The sequence below is a fragment of the Antarctobacter sp. genome, from assembly GCF_034670325.1.
In the GTDB taxonomy this organism is placed as follows: domain Bacteria; phylum Pseudomonadota; class Alphaproteobacteria; order Rhodobacterales; family Rhodobacteraceae; genus Antarctobacter.
Genome location: NZ_JAXMNR010000005.1, coordinates 1 through 16,293 on the forward strand (window position 1 = coordinate 1; position 16,293 = coordinate 16,293).

The 16,293-nt window shown below is 62.1% G+C and carries 16 protein-coding genes; 8 read left to right on the forward strand and 8 right to left on the reverse strand.

Annotated features, from left to right (window positions below):
• On the forward strand, positions 1 to 188 hold a 188-nt coding region (locus VOI21_RS13145), incomplete at its 5' end, for a hypothetical protein (protein ID WP_323770371.1).
• A 79-nt stretch (positions 189 to 267) separates the two neighbouring features.
• On the opposite strand, the gene VOI21_RS13150 is transcribed toward VOI21_RS13145, so the two are convergent.
• On the reverse strand, positions 268 to 834 hold the full coding sequence (locus VOI21_RS13150; protein WP_323770372.1) for a DUF2202 domain-containing protein: 567 nt from the start codon (positions 832 to 834) through the stop codon (positions 268 to 270).
• Positions 835 to 1,093: 259 nt separating this feature from the next.
• On the opposite strand from VOI21_RS13150, the gene VOI21_RS13155 reads away from it, so the two are divergent.
• Positions 1,094 to 1,531, forward strand: coding sequence for a hypothetical protein (locus VOI21_RS13155; RefSeq protein WP_323770373.1), 438 nt, complete (start codon positions 1,094 to 1,096; stop codon positions 1,529 to 1,531).
• On the opposite strand, the gene VOI21_RS13160 is transcribed toward VOI21_RS13155, so the two are convergent.
• Complete coding sequence (locus tag VOI21_RS13160; protein WP_323770374.1) at positions 1,477 to 2,988, reverse strand: AMP-binding protein; 1,512 nt, start codon at positions 2,986 to 2,988, stop codon at positions 1,477 to 1,479. The genes VOI21_RS13155 and VOI21_RS13160 overlap by 55 nt on opposite strands.
• 255 nt (positions 2,989 to 3,243) lie before the next feature.
• On the opposite strand from VOI21_RS13160, the gene accB reads away from it, so the two are divergent.
• The 5 genes from accB (at position 3,244) to VOI21_RS13185 (ending at position 10,170) form a co-directional block, all read left to right on the forward strand.
• Entirely contained in the window at positions 3,244 to 3,735 is a 492-nt protein-coding gene (gene accB / locus VOI21_RS13165; RefSeq protein ID WP_323770376.1) for an acetyl-CoA carboxylase biotin carboxyl carrier protein, read from the forward strand.
• Between the two features lie 4 nt (positions 3,736 to 3,739).
• The gene (gene accC, locus VOI21_RS13170) at positions 3,740 to 5,089 is read left to right on the forward strand and encodes an acetyl-CoA carboxylase biotin carboxylase subunit (RefSeq protein WP_323770377.1); all 1,350 of its coding nucleotides are present in this window, start codon (positions 3,740 to 3,742) and stop codon (positions 5,087 to 5,089) included.
• Positions 5,090 to 5,258: 169 nt separating this feature from the next.
• Positions 5,259 to 5,918: a leucyl/phenylalanyl-tRNA--protein transferase gene (gene aat, locus VOI21_RS13175; RefSeq protein WP_323770378.1), complete on the forward strand. Its 660-nt coding sequence runs from the start codon at positions 5,259 to 5,261 to the stop codon at positions 5,916 to 5,918.
• 159 nt (positions 5,919 to 6,077) lie between these two features.
• The gene (locus tag VOI21_RS13180; RefSeq protein WP_323770379.1) at positions 6,078 to 7,100 is read left to right on the forward strand and encodes an efflux RND transporter periplasmic adaptor subunit; all 1,023 of its coding nucleotides are present in this window, start codon (positions 6,078 to 6,080) and stop codon (positions 7,098 to 7,100) included.
• A gap of 4 nt (positions 7,101 to 7,104) precedes the next feature.
• The gene (locus VOI21_RS13185) at positions 7,105 to 10,170 is read left to right on the forward strand and encodes an efflux RND transporter permease subunit (RefSeq protein WP_323770380.1); all 3,066 of its coding nucleotides are present in this window, start codon (positions 7,105 to 7,107) and stop codon (positions 10,168 to 10,170) included.
• Positions 10,171 to 10,292: 122 nt separating this feature from the next.
• On the opposite strand, the gene VOI21_RS13190 is transcribed toward VOI21_RS13185, so the two are convergent.
• The 3 genes from VOI21_RS13190 to VOI21_RS13200 are packed head-to-tail and all read right to left on the reverse strand — an operon-like array spanning position 10,293 to position 11,493.
• Positions 10,293 to 10,658, reverse strand: a complete 366-nt coding sequence (locus tag VOI21_RS13190) for a DUF2155 domain-containing protein (RefSeq protein WP_323770382.1) — start codon at positions 10,656 to 10,658, stop codon at positions 10,293 to 10,295.
• Positions 10,655 to 11,113 carry an outer membrane lipid asymmetry maintenance protein MlaD gene (mlaD, locus tag VOI21_RS13195; protein WP_323770383.1) on the reverse strand — a complete coding sequence of 153 codons (459 nt, stop codon included), beginning with the start codon at positions 11,111 to 11,113 and terminating at the stop codon, positions 10,655 to 10,657. The genes VOI21_RS13190 and mlaD overlap by 4 nt, the downstream gene beginning before the upstream one ends.
• Positions 11,110 to 11,493 (reverse strand): NADH:ubiquinone oxidoreductase subunit NDUFA12, encoded by a 384-nt coding sequence (locus VOI21_RS13200; RefSeq protein WP_323770384.1) that lies wholly within the window; start codon positions 11,491 to 11,493, stop codon positions 11,110 to 11,112. The genes mlaD and VOI21_RS13200 overlap by 4 nt, the downstream gene beginning before the upstream one ends.
• A 192-nt stretch (positions 11,494 to 11,685) precedes the next feature.
• Between VOI21_RS13200 and VOI21_RS13205 the strand changes: the two genes are divergently transcribed.
• On the forward strand, positions 11,686 to 13,461 hold the full coding sequence (locus tag VOI21_RS13205; RefSeq protein WP_323770385.1) for an FkbM family methyltransferase: 1,776 nt from the start codon (positions 11,686 to 11,688) through the stop codon (positions 13,459 to 13,461).
• A 132-nt stretch (positions 13,462 to 13,593) separates the two neighbouring features.
• On the opposite strand, the gene VOI21_RS13210 is transcribed toward VOI21_RS13205, so the two are convergent.
• The 3 genes from VOI21_RS13210 to VOI21_RS13220 form a co-directional block, all read right to left on the reverse strand.
• Positions 13,594 to 13,953, reverse strand: coding sequence for a RidA family protein (locus tag VOI21_RS13210; RefSeq protein ID WP_323770386.1), 360 nt, complete (start codon positions 13,951 to 13,953; stop codon positions 13,594 to 13,596).
• Between the two features lie 170 nt (positions 13,954 to 14,123).
• A complete protein-coding gene (gene clpX / locus VOI21_RS13215) occupies positions 14,124 to 15,389 on the reverse strand; it encodes an ATP-dependent Clp protease ATP-binding subunit ClpX (RefSeq protein ID WP_323770387.1) in 1,266 nt (421 codons plus the stop codon).
• 167 nt (positions 15,390 to 15,556) lie between these two features.
• Complete coding sequence (locus tag VOI21_RS13220) at positions 15,557 to 16,186, reverse strand: ATP-dependent Clp protease proteolytic subunit (protein WP_323770388.1); 630 nt, start codon at positions 16,184 to 16,186, stop codon at positions 15,557 to 15,559.
• Positions 16,187 to 16,293: the final 107 nt, after the last annotated feature.

The window sequence follows — 16,293 nt, forward strand, 5'->3', positions numbered from 1 at the left end:
TCGGCCCCATCGCCTCACCGGACCTGATCCAATGGGCGCCGGGCCTGCCGAAAACCCGCTCCGGCAAGATCATGCGCCGCATCCTGCGCAAGATCGCCGAAAACGACTACGGCGCATTGGGCGACACATCCACCCTCGCCGACCCCAGCGTCGTCGACGATCTTATCGATAACAGAATGAACCGCTGACCCGGCACAGAACACCAAAAAAACGACAGCCGCCGATCTGATCGGCGGCTGTCGCACTTTCAGACGGCGGCTGCAGGGATCAGCCCAGCAACCCCTCGAACGCCACAAGATGGTTTTCAGATCCTGCCAGAAGATTTGCGTAGACCCCGGCCAGCACCGTACCTTCGACATCTTCCATTGCCGCCGCGATATCGACGATGTCCTTCGTCTCGATGGCCGCGCCGACCTCCAGCGCCGACGTCAGAGAGGCCGATCCGGTTTCGATGAGCGTGTCATAGAGTTCTTGCAACTCCGGGTCGTCGAAACTGCCTGTTTCTGCAAAGACAAACTGATCCGTGTCGATCCCCATCGCATCAGCCTGACTGACCAGCGCGTCGAAATGCCGGTCTTCCGACGCTCCGATACTGGCGAAAATCTTCAGGCCGTAGATGTCGTAAAACGTCTCGTATACGTCCCCGGCAAGTTTTTCCTCTTCGATCATGTAAAGCAGTTCAGCGACGACTTCGTCACTGTAGGCCACCTCTACTTCTGTCGTGCCGACAGACGCCACCGCAGGCGTTGCTTCGGGGCCGGTCTGGCCACCGCGTTTTGGGCCAAATTCAAAGGGGCCTGTGTCGACGCCATATCGGAATTTTGCTTGTCTCATGTGGTTTGCCTCAAGATTTCAAGTCTGGGCGCGCTTCAAACACATATGTATTTTGGAATGCATCCAAGGAAAAGGCCAATTTCAGTGCCGGCTTTGAAAAAGCGCCAAAAGTTGCAGACTTTCCGGCACGATCTTGCCGTCGCGACCGGACGCCTTTGCGGTGACGGGATTTCTCCACAATTTGACCCAACCTGCTGCAAAGGAATGCCGCAGGTGTTAATATCAATTCATGTGGGGGCGCTCTGAATGGAGCAGCCGCATGCAAGTTATCATACCTCCGACGCATACTGCGCCGCAGGTCACCGGCCATCCGCAAGGGCTGCCCGGCGACCAAGCCAAGCCAGATGCACAAACAAAGATCAAGCCGATCGCTGACGCCCGAAACCCCGAGGCGCGGCTCAACGACGGTCTTGCGCCGACCAAGTTCTGGCGCGCCGCCAATGGCGAGCCGGATCCATCCACCAACGCGCCGCCGCCGTCGATCATGCAGATCACGATCTCCCGGATGCTGGACGCGCAAAGCGCTGACTTTGGCAGCCGAGAGCCGCCCGCCGAAACCAGCGAGCGGACGGAAACAGCCGATGCGGACAAGCCGCCCAAACCGGAACCGGTCACCTCGACGGTCCGCCCCGATAATGACGATCAGTCGGCAGAGCCGAACGACCCGCGCAGCTCTGTCTTGAGCACCTTGCCATAGTTGTTCTTGGGCAGCGCAGGCAGTGAAACATAGGCCTTTGGCCGTTTGAACCGTGCGATCCGGTCAAGGCAATGCGCGTCCAGTGCGGCCTCGTTCATGGGGCCGTAGCAGACGACGAAGGCCACCACCTCCTCACCCCATTCGGGGTGGGGCCGGCCCACCACGGCGACCTCTGACACGTATGGAAGTTCCAGCAGCGCCTCTTCGACTTCGCGCGGATAGATATTGGTTCCGCCCGAAATGATCAGGTCCTTGGACCGGTCTTTCATCGTGACATAGCCGTCCACGTCCATCGCGCCCATGTCGCCGGTCCAGAGCCAGCCATCTTTCAGCGTTTTGGCGGTGGCCTCCGCGTTCTGCCAGTAGCCTGACATGACGATATCCCCCCGCACGAGGATTTCCCCAACCGCATCAGCCGGAAGCGTCGCACCATCCTCATCGGCAATACGCACCTCGACCGCAGATTGCGCCCGCCCGACGGACCCAAGCCTTTCTCGCCAACGCGGGTGGCTGCGGTCCGTCACGTCATGGCGCGACAGCGCGGTGATGCCCATCGGGCACTCTCCCTGACCATAAATTTGGGCAAAGACCGGACCAAAATGATCGACCGCTTCGATGATGTCGGCGCTGTACATCGGGCCACCGGCGTAAACGACCATGCGCAGGCCAGCGCCGGGGTTGCCCGCCGCCTTGGCATAGCGAGTCAGGCGCTGAACCATTGTCGGCGCCATGAACATGTGGACTCCGCCGAAATGCGCCGCAAGACCAAGCGTTTCTTCCGCATCGAACCCACCGGACGGCGGAAAGACATGACGGGCACCGGCACGAACATGCATCATGTTGTAGATGCCCGCGCCATGGCTGAGCGGGGCGGCGTAGAGGGCAGCATCCTCGGCGCGGACAAGGTCACAATCGCATTGATAGCAAAGCGACATGGTCATCAGCATCCGGTGCGTGATGATCACGCCCTTGGGGCGACCGGTGGTGCCGGAGGTGTAGAAAAGCCATGCAAGGTCGTCAGCGGCGCGATGAACCGGCGCGCCAAGCGGGGCGGCGCCCAAGAGCGCCTGCCATGCGGCGCTGCTGGTCTCTATCACCTCTGCCGCTGCGATCTCTGCCAGATCAGGGGCAAGATCGGGCGTCGCAAAGGCCAGCGACGCGCCAGAGTTCGCCAGAATGAAATCCGCTTCGCGGGGGTGAAGCTTGGCGTTGATCGGGACGATCGCCGCACCAGCGTACCATGCGCCGTATTGGGCGATCAGGTAATCGGGGACATTCTTCATGAACAGGGCAATACGATCGCCGGGCCGGATGCCCCGCGCGACCAGCGCCCCTGCCAGTCGCAGGGCAGCCGCGTGGAACTGACCATAGTCTGCCACCGGATCGCGGCCAAGAAACAGCGCAGGCCTGTCGGGATCAATCTGGGCCGTACGCGCAAGCCATGTCGAAATGTTCATGTATGATCCTCCCCGGTCGCGGATGCTATGCGCGGCACAGGTCCGCTGCAACTGTCGCGCGCCGACGCGTCGTCCCAACCGCCCGAGTATGACAGGACCGTGCGCAGCCCTGCCGCCGGAAACCGCGGCCGCGACCCAAAAACGGCGGGCGGAACGTTTGCGCCATCGCTTTTCCTTCGCCGCGCCATAGCCTATAAGCTGCGCAGAGCCCGCCGGTGTGACCGGTAACGGGCCATTGGACATGGCGAGGATGGCATGAGCGAGAAGAAGACCGAGGCGGATGTGGCCTTCATCAAGGCGCTGGCGGAACTCCTTCAGGAGAACGACCTGACGGAACTGGAAGTCATGCGCGAATACGGCGATGACGACAGCCTGCAAGTGCGCATCAGTCGCGCGGTTCCCGTTGCCGCACCGGCCGCCCCCGTCGCTGCCGCCCCTGCTCACTTCGCTCCGCCTGCCCCTGCAGCGGCCGCCGTTGCCGCGCCGGAGATGCCAGAGGACCCCGCCGCCCATCCCGGTGCCGTCACCTCACCCATGGTGGGCACCGTTTACATGCAGGCCGAACCGGGCTCTGACCCCTTCATCAGCGTCGGCGCCACCGTCAAGGAAGGCGATACGCTGCTCATCGTCGAGGCGATGAAGACGATGAACCACATTCCGGCACCGCGCACAGGGACCATCAAGCGCATCCTCGTCGAGGATGGCGCGCCGGTGGAATACGGCGCTCCGCTTGTGATCCTCGAGTAAGCGCATGACTGACAAGATCCTTATTGCCAACCGTGGCGAGATTGCGCTGCGCGTTATTCGTGCTTGTCGTGAAATGGGCATTCCGTCGGTCGCGGTGCATTCCACCGCCGATGCCGACGCGATGCATGTGCGCATGGCCGATGAAACCATCTGCATCGGCCCCGCGCCGTCGACCGACAGTTACCTGTCGATCCCGGCGATCATCTCAGCCTGCGAAGTCACCGGCGCGACGGCGATCCATCCCGGTTATGGCTTTCTGTCGGAAAACGCCCGTTTCGTGCAGATCGTCGAAGACCACGACATCACGTTTATCGGCCCTTCGGCGGAACACATCCGCACCATGGGTGACAAGATCACCGCCAAGGAAACGGCCAAGGCGCTGGGTATCCCGGTTGTCCCGGGGTCCGAAGGCGGCGTTGGTTCTGTCGAAGAGGCCAAGAAGATCGGGGCTTCCTTTGGCTATCCGGTCATCGTCAAGGCAACCGCAGGCGGCGGCGGGCGCGGCATGAAGGTCGCCCGCGACGAGGGAGAGATGGAGCGCGCCTATCTGACCGCGCGGTCCGAATCCAAGGCCGCCTTTGGCAACGACGAAGTCTATATCGAGAAATACCTGCAACGCCCGCGCCACATCGAGATTCAGGTCTTTGGCGACGGTCAGGGCGGCGGCGTGCATCTGGGCGAACGCGACTGTTCCTTGCAGCGCCGCCACCAGAAGGTTTTCGAAGAGGCCCCCGGCCCCTCGATCAGTCCCGAGGAACGCGCCCATATCGGCGGGATCTGCGCCAAGGCCATTTCAGAAATGGGCTATCGCGGCGCGGGCACCATCGAGTTCCTTTATGAAGACGGCGAGTTCTATTTCATCGAGATGAACACCCGGTTGCAGGTGGAACACCCGGTGACCGAGGCGATTTTTGGCGTCGATCTTGTGCGCGAACAGATCCGGGTCGCCGCAGGCCACCCGCTGTCGTTTACGCAAGACGATCTGAAGATCAACGGCCACGCCATCGAGGTGCGGATCAACGCTGAGAAACTGCCGGAATTCCGGCCTTCACCCGGCACCATTTCGCATTTCCACGCGCCCGGCGGGTTGGGTGTGCGGATGGATTCAGCGCTGTACGACGGCTATCGAATCCCGCCCTACTACGACAGCCTGATTGCCAAACTGATTGTCCATGGTGCCGACCGGCCAGCGGCCCTTGCGCGGCTGAACCGTGCGCTCGGAGAGCTGATCGTGGACGGCATCGACACCACCGTGCCGCTGTTCCACGCGCTATTGCGCGAAAAGGACATCCACACCGGCGAATACAACATTCATTGGCTGGAAAAATGGCTGGAGGCAGGCGGGCTGGAGTGATCCTGCCTGCCACGTGACCGGCTTGGCGCACGCCCCCGGTCCAAATCGTCTTTGACCCGTCCCCCAGCATGGGCGGCGGGTCACCAATCCGATTTCGCTCTGGTCTTGCCCCTCGGGGCAAATACCCACATTGTTGCGCACCTTTTGGCCAAATGATTACGCACACCACATGAGCGTCACCCCCGAACTGCTTTTACACGCCTACCGCACCGGGATTTTTCCGATGGCGGAACGTCATGACGACCCGGAAATTTTCTGGGTCGATCCCCGGCGTCGCGGCATCCTGCCTCTGGACGGGTTCCGCATTTCCCGCAGCCTTGCGAAACGGCTGCGTCGCGATGACTACTCCGTGACGTTGAATGCCGATTTCACCGGTGTGATTGACGGCTGTGCGGACCGCGACGAAACATGGATCAATGCCGAAATCCGCGACCTTTATCACGCTCTGCACACCGAAGGGCGCGCGCATGCGCTAGAGGTTTGGATGGACGAGGAGTTGGTCGGCGGTGTCTATGGTGTATCCGTGGGCGCAGCCTTTTGCGGCGAGTCGATGTTTTCGCGCCGCCGCGACGCGTCCAAGATCGCGCTGGCGTGGTTGATGGACCTCCTAAGACGTACCGGTTTTACGCTGTTCGATACGCAGTTCCTGACGCCGCACCTTGCCACTCTGGGCGGGATAGAGATTACGCGGCACGACTATCGCGCGCGGCTGTCGACGGCCCTGAAGACCGAGGCCGATATCCTGTCAGCGCCGCTTGCCTCCAATGGTGCCGAGGTTGTCGCCCGCAACGCTTTGGCGACCCAATCCGGGAACAACGCCTCCGACTAACGGAGTGCGTCCCAAAAGCCTCTACCATTGGAAAATCGCGCGAGCCGGGCGCGCACAGCGCCTGTGCGGCAGCAAAAGTGAACTGAACGGTTTGAAATTCTCTCGGGAGTCGCTAAGTGCGGCTGCAAACCGCCCCCTTGCCGTATCCGGAGACCGTCGATGCGTTCCCTTGCCCCTGCCCTTGCGGGCCTTCTTCTTGCCACTGCCGGATTCGCACAGGAGGTGCCCAAGCCGGTCAAGCTGATGGAAATCAGCGCCAAGCCGACGCAGATCGAACGCCTGTTTTACGGTCAGGTGCAGGCGCTGCAAACGGTCGACCTTGCCTTTCAGGTGGCGGGCCAGATCGAAACGCTGGATGCCGAAGAAGGCACCTATCTGAAGATGGGGCAGACGATTGCCCAACTTGACCTTGACCGCTATCGCCGCGCGAAGTCGCAGGCAGAGATCAACCTGGAAAAAGCCCAGCGCGACGTGACCCGGTTGGAAAGCCTGCGCGGACAGGCTGTATCAGAGGTGTCGGTGAACGATGCCCAGACCCAGTTGAATCTCGCCGAAATCGGCTTTGAGGACGCGCAGGACAATCTGGAACACGCCACGCTGCACGCCCCTTTCGACGCGCTTGTCGCACGCCGTCTGGTGGCGAATTTCACCACGGTATCTGCTGGCACGCCTGTCGTGCGCCTGCACGATGTTTCAGAACTGCGCGTGGACATCGAAGTCCCCGAAGTGTTGTTCCGGCAGGCCGGCGGCTCCGACACGGTGACGTTCAGCGCCCAGTTGCCCGGCGATCCGACCAGCTATCCGCTGACCATGCGCGAATTCGAAACCGAAACCAGTTCGGTTGGCCAGACCTATACCCTGACGCTCAGCTTTGATGACCCGCCGGGCGATTTTGTCTTTCCCGGTGCCTCTGTGACGGTCATCGCCTCAGCCAGCACAAACGGCCATACCGGCGTCATCTTGCCGGAGACCGCGCTGATTTATGCGCCGGACGGATCAGCCGCCGTTATGGTCTACGACGACGGCATCGTGCGTCGCACCCCGGTCCAGATCGAGATCCGCGCCGACGGGCGCACCTATCTCAAGGACGGGCTGGAGGACGGCACGCAGATCATGCTGACCGGCGCGGCTTTGGTCACGGATGGCCAATCCGTCCGCCCCTTCACTCGCGTCGGAGAATAAGCTCATGTCCATCGCGCGTGCGTCCATCGACAAGGCGCTGATCACCTGGCTGTTGATGCTGATCTGCCTGCTGGGCGGAATCTGGGGCTTTGCCACCATCGGTCGGCTCGAAGATCCGGCCTTTACCATCAAGAACGCCATCATCATCACGCAATATCCCGGTGCCTCGGCCGAACAGGTCGCCCGAGAGGTGAGTGAGCCGATCGAGTCCGAGATACAGAAGATGGGTGAGATCGATTTCATCACCTCATCGAACAAACCGGGCGTCAGCCGCATCTCGGTCAACATCGAGTCGACCTTTGACGGCACAGAACTGCCCGCGATCTGGACCAAGCTGCGCAACCGCGTACAGGACGCCCAGCGCAGCCTGCCCGCAGAGGCAGGCACCCCAATCGTCAACGACAACTTCGGCGACGTCTACGGTGTGTTTTACGCGGTGACCGCGCCCGGATTTAGCGACGCAGAAACCCATGAGATCGCGGAATACCTGCGGCGCGAACTGCTGGCCGTTGACGGTGTGGCCGATGTGGCGCTGGCCGGGCTGCCGTCCGAGGCGATCTATGTCGACGCCAACCCGGCGATTTTCAGCAACCTCGGGATCGCGCCCACCGCGCTGGCGACGGCACTGGCCAATACCGACACGCGCACCCCTGCGGGCAGCATCACGCAAAACGGGCAGGACATCCGCATTCAGGCCCCTGCCGGGGATGCCTCGGTGGACGAAATCGCGCGGTTGACCATCGGTGTCGGCGGTGAAGTGATCGACCTGCTGGACATCGCCAACGTGACCCGAGGCCGGGTTGAGGACCCCAGCGAAATCATCCGCTTTCAAGGGCAAGAGGCCTTTACGCTGGGGGTGTCGGGCAAGGCCGACCTGAACATCGTCGAGATCGGCCAGCGGGTCGATGCGCGGCTGGCCGAAATAATGCGCGACATTCCCGCCGGTGTGGAACTGCAACCGATCTACCAGCAGCACGTGGTCGTGGACGAGGCATCTAACGCCTTTCTGGTGAACCTTGCCATGTCGGTGGCGATTGTGGTGATCGTTCTGGCGCTCTTCATGGGATGGCGAGCGGCGGTTGTGGTGGGCGCAACGCTGCTGTTGACCGTGGTCGGCACCATCTTTGTAATGGCCATATTCGGCATCGAGATGGAGCGGATTTCGCTTGGCGCTCTGATCATCGCCATGGGGATGCTGGTGGACAATGCCATCGTCGTCGCCGAGGGGATGCAGGGCGACATGGCGCAGGGCAAATCCGCCCGAGATGCCGCCGAGGACGTCGCCGCCAAGACCCAGACCCCGCTGCTGGGCGCGACCGTCATCGGCATCATGGCCTTTGCCGGGATCGGTTTGTCCCCCGATGCGACCGGTGAATTTCTGTTCTCGCTGTTTGCGGTGATCGGCATTTCGCTGCTGCTGTCCTGGATCCTCGCGATCTCGGCAACGCCGCTTTTGGCGCACTACTTCTTCAAGGTCGGTACAGGTGAGGCTGGCGACCAATATGGCGGACCGCTGTTTCGCGCCTATCGCGCAACGCTGAACCTTGCGCTGCGCCTGCGGTGGCTGGTGATCGCCGGGCTGATCGGCCTGACGGTTGTATGCTACATCGGCTTTGGTCAGGTGAAGCAGCAGTTCTTTCCCGACAGCAACACGCCGCTGTTCTACGTCCACTACAAGCTGCCGCAGGGGGCCAGTATCCACCGCACGGCAGAGGACATGAAGCTGGTCGAAGACTGGCTGGCAGACCGTGACGACGTGGTGTCGGTTGCGACCTTCGTGGGCGGCGGGGCCACGCGCTTCATGCTGACCTACGGGCCCGAAGAGGCGCTGCCGACCTATGGTCACCTCATCATCCGCACCGAAAGCCTTGAACAGATCCCGCCGCTGCGCAGTGACCTAGAGGCCTTTGGGCGCAACACACTGACGGACGGGGAGTTCCGGACCGAACGTCTGGCCTTTGGCCCCGGCGGCGGTGCTCCGATCGAGGCGCGTTTCTCCGGGCCGGACCCGGTGATCCTGCGCGAACTGGCCGAAAAGGCGATGGCCGAACTGCACGCGGGGTCAGATCAGTTGCTGGACCTGCGCACCGACTGGCGCGAACGCGAACTGGTGATCAAACCGATCTTCGCCGATGAGCGCGCCAAGGCAGCGGGTGTCACCCGCGAGGATCTGGCCAACTCCCTGCTGCTGGGCTCTGACGGGTTGCAGGCAGGTGTCTACCGCGAAGGCGACCGCCTGATCCCGATCATCCTGCGCACCGATGTGGCCGCGCAGGAAGGCGGTGCCTATCTGGCGGACCAGCCGGTCTATTCCAGCGCGGCGCAGGCCTTTATTCCGGTGTTGCAGCTGATCGACGGCTACGACTGGGAGGCGCAGAACACGCTCCTGCGCCGTCGCGACCGGGTGCCCACCATCGCGGTGCAGGCGGGCGTGGCAGCCGGTGTCAACGCCTCTGCGGTCTTCAACGAAATCCGCGCCGGGATCGAGGCGATTGACCTGCCCGACGGATATACGTTGGAGTGGGGCGGCGAATACGAAAGCTCGACAGAGGCGCAGGCCGCACTGGGCAAACAGTTGCCGCTGTCGTTGATCATCATGGTGCTGATTTCCGTCCTGCTGTTCGGCCAAATCCGTCAGCCGGTGGTGATCTGGCTGCTGGTCCCGATGAGCGTGAACGGCGTGGCGCTGGGACTGCTGGGGACCGGCCTGCCGTTCTCCTTCACCGCTCTACTGGGTCTGCTCAGCCTGTCGGGGATGCTGATCAAGAACGGCATCGTTCTGGTCGAGGAGATCGACCTTGTCCGGGCCGAGGGCGTGGGCTTTCGCACGGCGGTTCTGGATGCCTCTACATCGCGTTTGCGGCCCGTTGTACTGGCCGCCGCAACCACGATCCTTGGCATGATCCCGCTGCTGTCCGACGCCTTTTTTGCCTCGATGGCGGTGACGATCATGGGGGGTCTTGGCTTTGCTTCTATCCTGACCCTGATTGCCGCGCCGGTGCTCTACTTCAGCTTCTTCCCAAAAGCGCGCAAGGCGGATGCCGCGGCCACCGCTGCGGCCAAGGCCTGACGCGCAAACAGCCAAGAACCGGACCACGGTCCGGTTCTTGGGCACATACGCCCCCCGTTTTACGACGGGTCGTCAGCAAGTTGTTCAGGGAAACGGACGAAGGCCAATCAGTCCGGTGCCGATCAATCCGGCAGCGTGCAGCGCAAGACCCAGACGTCAAAACGCGCATGATCCATCGCGTTCAGCGCGGGGGACGAGGCGATCATCCAGCCCGAAAACACCGGCTTGGCCACCCCGGCCTCGCGGATGGTCAGGAACGCATAGGCATCACCCGAAGGATCGCCCTCGGGATAGCGGCACTCCTTGAGCGCGATTTCGATCAGGCCCAGAACCTCTGTCTCACCGTTTTGCAGGACGATGTCCGTGACCTTGGCGTTCAGCTTGTCCAGCCCGCGCAGCACAGCGCCTGTGCCGTTGCTGGCCTTTTCCTGCGCCCCGGCAGGCACGGCCGCCAGCGCAAGCAGGACAGCGGCGGCGCGCAGGCTCATTCTGTGGTGTCCTCTGCTCCACCGCCAACATAGCGCAGCAAGAGCGTGAGCAGGCTGACAGAACCTTGGGTGTCGAGAATTTCTTCGCCAGCGTTATAATAGAACAGCGAGCCACCGGGGGAGATTTCGACATAGTTTCCGCCAAGCAACCCTTCGGAGGCAATGGCGATCACGCTGTCATCCGGCACCTGCACGCCATCGTTCAATACAACGGTGGTGTCGGCGCGATAGGTCTCGGCGTTAAGGCTGATCCCGCTCACAGTGCCCACCTTGACGCCTGCAAGGCGCACATCGGTGCCGACGCTGATCCCTTCAATGGACCGGAACGAGGCAGACAGTTCATACCCGGTCGCGCCGAGGGCAAAGCCCGTGCTCTGTACGGTATAGGCCCCAAAAGCGAGCGCAGCCGCCAGAACCGCCCCGCCGACGGCCACTTCGGCCACGGAATGGGTCATTTGGGCGACCATGCCTCATAGTCGCGACGGTCTGCCGGAGCTTCGCGCCGGATGGACCCGGCGGGCGCATAGGCCAGCGTGGTGCCGGTCAGGTTCTCGATATGCGGCTTTTCCCATGCCTTGTGCGGCAGAGGGCGGTCGGTGGGCGCTTCTTTGTAGGTGTGATGCAGCCAGCCATGCCAGTCGGGGCTGACGCGGCTTGCCTCTGCCTCACCGTTGAAGATGACCCAGCGCCGCTTGCCGTCGCGGGTCTGGTAGAAGGTGTTGCCCTGCTCATCCTCGCCGACCTTCACACCTTTACGGCTGGTGTAGATCAGGGTGTTGAGCGTGGCGCCATTCCACCATGTCACGGCGCGCAGAAGGGTATTGAGAATGCCCATGGACGACTCCTCGTGTGTCTCGGGCCTTGTATGGCGAATTACCGGGGCGGGGTCCAGTGGCAGGCATGACGCATGTTCCCCGTTTACCGCAGTTGCAGAAGGTTCTGGCGCAGCAAACGTGGTAAACATATTCTTACCATAAAGGGGTGGCACGCGAACCATGACCAAAAAACAAAAAACGGGCGAGCAGTGATGAAAGATACAGCGACGGCGGTCACCTGCCGGGGCGTGGCCGTGCCCGCCTCTCCCTTTCTGACCGAAACCCGCATCCGACGCATGGCCGAAGAACGCTATGAAGGTGATGAGATCGCAGGCGCGCTGGCCGTTGTGCGCCCCGGCGACCGGGTGCTGGAACTGGGCGCGGGTCTGGGTGTTGTGGGGGCCGTGGTGGCCCACAATGCCGCGCCAGAGGCCGTGCTGTCGTTTGAGGCCAACCCTGACCTGATCCCCCATATCCGCGCGCTGCACGCCATGAACGGCCTGCAAGACAGGATCGAACTGCGCAATCAGGTATTGATGAGCGCCCCGGACCGGCCCGAAACCCGGACCTTTTACCTGCGCAACTCTTTCCTTGGGTCCTCTCTGGTGGATGTGAACAACCGCCAGACACGGCCCGTCGAGGTGCCTACCGCCTCTTTCGACGCCGTGGTCGAAGAGTTTCGGCCCAACGTCCTGATCATGGACATCGAAGGCGGTGAGCTGGAGTTCCTTGAACACGCCAGCCTCAAGGGGATCCGCGCCGTGGTGATTGAATTCCATCCCGGCGTCTATGGCACCGCGGGCGCCAAGACCTGCAAGGACCGGCTGCGCGCGCTGGGATTTCGCCGCAATGACGACGTCTCGACGCGGTTCGTCTGGACCTGCACCCGCAATCTTGTGCGGATGGAACCGCCCAGCCCGGTGGGCGGCTGGTCCTGCCAGATCGCGCGACTGAAACGCCCGGTGATCGTGCCGCCGCAGCATCGCTCTCATGTGCAGCCTTCGGGCGTGCTGACCGCCGAGGGGCAGGTGGTGCCACACGCAGCCACGTGGCGGAATGCGCGGCTGTTGACCCCACCGCCTGCGCAACCCGACCATGCCGAGCGTCTACCGGGCCGCTGGCTTTGGGGTGGCGTCCTGTGGCGCTATTTCCCGCATTTCGTGACCGAAAGCGTGACCCGGCTCTGGGCGCTGGAACATATCGACATGTCTCGTTTCGATGGCATCCTGTTCACCCCCAAGAACCCGACCAACACCGATCCGCTGCCCTCGTTTCACCGCGAATTCCTTGACCTGATGGGGTGTGACCTGCCGATCCATGAGGCACGCGCGCCCTGCGTGCCGGATCAGTTGATCGTGCCGGGTCAGGGATTTGGTCTGGGTGAGATCAGCCGCGGCACGGACCGGTTCATCGAGACGGTTGCCCTGCGCTTTGGGCAGAACGTGACGCCCGATGGGCCGGAAAAGCTGTATATCAGCCGCTCGCGGCTGGGCACGGGGCGAGGGGCGCTTTTGGGAGAGGCGCGGCTGGAGGCGTATCTGGCGGCGGAAGGGTATGAGATTTTCCACCCGCAGGCGCATTCGCTGACCGAGCAGGTGGCCCGCTACAAGGCGGCCAGTCAGATCGTGGCGGCGGAGGGATCGGCGCTGCATTTTCTGGCCTTCGCGGCGCGGCCAGATCAGCAGGTGGCGATGATTTTGCGGCGGCGTTCGGGGGCGACGCAGCATATCTCGGCGCATCTGGAAAGCTTTTCGGGGCGTGCGCCCTTATGGGTCGAGACTCTGCGGCGGGCTTGGATGCCTGCCGGGCAGGTCCGCAAGCGATTAGCCATCGGAGAGCCGGATTTCGCGGCGGTTCAGGAGACCCTTGTGGGGGCCGGATTCGTGGCCCCCGGCCCGGTTTGGGAGCAGCCCGGAGAAGACGAGGTTCGGGCTCTTTTGGGGCCTGAATTTGAGCTTTTGGACGAGGGCGCGCGGCTGGCGGGGTGAAGGCTGTCCACGCGTGGACAGGTTCGCGCCTAAAGGAAATCAATGGGTTGCAGAGACGTTTTAACTTTGTCTTCAGGTTTGGTCCTGCGTGACAGCCGTGGCGGTGGGTTGGAAACCCACCCTACGAAGTGATCACCGCGCGAGTGCTGTGACCTCGATCTCTATCCGGTACTTGGGGTCGATCAGCCCGCATTCGACCATGGTGGCGGCGGGAGGGTTTGCGCCAAACGCATCGCGCAGGAGTGGCCAGCAGGGTTCAAATTCGGCGCGATCCGGCAGGTAATAGGTCACCCGCACGGCGTCCGACAGGCCAGAGCCGGCCTTTTCCAACGCTGCCGAAATGGTCGTCAGGGCGGCGCGGCACTGGTCCTGCACCGTGTCCCCCTGCCCCACGGTGCCCGCCACATGGACAAAGCCCCCGGCCACAACTGCGCGGCAATAGCCGATCTGTTCCTCAAACGGGCTGCCAGACGGGATACGGGTGATGGTCATCTGCGCGACTCCAAAGAAAAGGCAACTTTCGCGCCCAATGTCCCGCATCGCGGCGAAAGCGCAAGGCGTGCCGGAGGCGGGTGGACAAAAAGGGTGCCAAGCGCCCCCGTCACGGCAAAAGAAAAGGCGGGGTAAAACCCCGCCCTACACTTAACTCTGAGGTTGCGAGTTCAGCCTGCCGAAGCGCCCTCTTTCTTGGCGTCGGCGTAGATCATCAACGGCTTGGCCTCGGAGACCACCGATTCCTCATTGACGACAACCTCTGTCACCTCATCCATGCCCGGCAGTTCGAACATGGTGTCGAGCAGGATGCCCTCAAGAATGGAGCGCAGCCCTCGTGCGCCGGTCTTGCGCTCAATCGCCTTTTTGGCGATGGCCGACAGCGCGTCTTCGGTGAAGTCGAGCTTGGTGTCTTCCATCTCAAACAGGCGCTGGTACTGCTTGACCAAAGCGTTCTTGGGCTGGGTCAGGATGGTGACAAGCGCGTCCTCATCCAGATCCTCAAGCGTGGCGATGACCGGCAGACGGCCGACAAATTCCGGGATCAGGCCGAATTTCAGCAGATCCTCAGGTTCCAGTTCCTTGAACGTCTCACCGACGCCAATCAGGCTGTCATCGCGCACATCCGCGCCAAAGCCCATGGCAGAGCCTTTGCCGCGCTGTTTGATGATCCGGTCAAGACCGGCAAAAGCGCCGCCGCAGATGAACAGGATATTGGTGGTGTCGACCTGCAGAAATTCCTGCTGCGGATGTTTGCGCCCGCCCTGCGGCGGAACGGAGGCAACGGTGCCTTCCATCAGCTTTAGCAGGGCCTGCTGCACACCCTCACCCGACACGTCGCGGGTGATCGAGGGGTTTTCCGACTTGCGCGTGATCTTGTCGACCTCGTCGATGTAGACGATGCCGCGCTGCGCGCGTTCCACGTTGTATTCCGACGACTGCAACAGCTTGAGGATGATGTTTTCGACATCCTCACCGACGTAGCCGGCCTCTGTCAGCGTGGTGGCGTCGGCCATCGTGAACGGCACATCCAGAATACGCGCCAGCGTCTGCGCCAGCAGCGTCTTACCGCAGCCCGTGGGGCCGATCAGCAGGATGTTGGATTTCGCCAGTTCGATATCCGAGGATTTCTGCGCGTGGTTGAGACGTTTGTAATGGTTGTGAACGGCGACAGAGAGCACACGTTTGGCCGTGGCCTGCCCGATCACATAATCGTCCAGAACATCGCAAATCTCACGCGGGGTGGGTACACCATCAGCGGCCTTCAGCCCGGCGCCTTTGGTTTCCTCGCGGATGATGTCCATGCAAAGTTCAACGCATTCGTCGCAGATGAACACGGTGGGGCCCGCAATCAGTTTACGCACCTCATGCTGGCTCTTGCCGCAAAAGCTGCAATAGAGGGTATTCTTGCTATCGCCGCCTGAATTCGTTGCCATTGTGCACCTTTCCCGGTTTCAATTCCGGTTTCCTGCTTCGCCAGCGACCGGCATTTGCGCCCCCACAACGCGGCCTGCCGCCAGTGTTCGGACAGCTTAGGCCACGTGGTCGGGCGCGACAATCCGAAAATTCGCCCCGCCCCACCCTGTGGCGCGGGGCTGCCTCTTTAGGCGTCGCTGTCGCCTTCGGTGACGCGCGATGTCACGATCTCGTCGATCAATCCCCAGGCCTTGGCCTGTTCGGCGTCCATGAAATTGTCCCGCTCCAGCGCGCGTTCGACCGTGTCGTAGTCCTGACCGGTATGTTTCTCATAGATCTCATTGAGGCGTTTTTTGAGTTTCAGCGTCTCTTCGGCGTGGATCATGATGTCCGTCGCCTGACCCTGATAGCCGCCCGAGGGCTGGTGAACCATGATGCGGCTGTTGGGAAGCGAATAGCGCATGCCCGGCGCACCGGCGGTCAACAGCAAAGAGCCCATCGAGGCCGCCTGACCGATGACAAGGGTCGAAACCTTGGGTTTGATGTATTGCATGGTGTCGTAGATCGACAGGCCCGAGGTCACCACGCCACCGGGGCTGTTGATGTACATCGAGATTTCCTTGGACGGGTTTTCCGCCTCAAGGTGGAGCAACTGCGCCACGATGAGGGAGGACATGCCGTCATGCACCGGACCGCTGAGGAAGACGATGCGTTCCTTCAGCAGCCGGGAGAAGATGTCATAGGCGCGTTCCCCGCGGCTGGTCTGCTCGACGACCATGGGGACGAGGTTCATGTATGTCTCGATCGGATCTTTCATTTCGGCCTGCCTGCAGCTGCTGTCAAAGGTATAACGCTTGGTTGTTACCTGAGTCTTAGTATCGCCATTGGGGGGCTGCAAGGGGCGCACGGGAAAACGCCTGACAG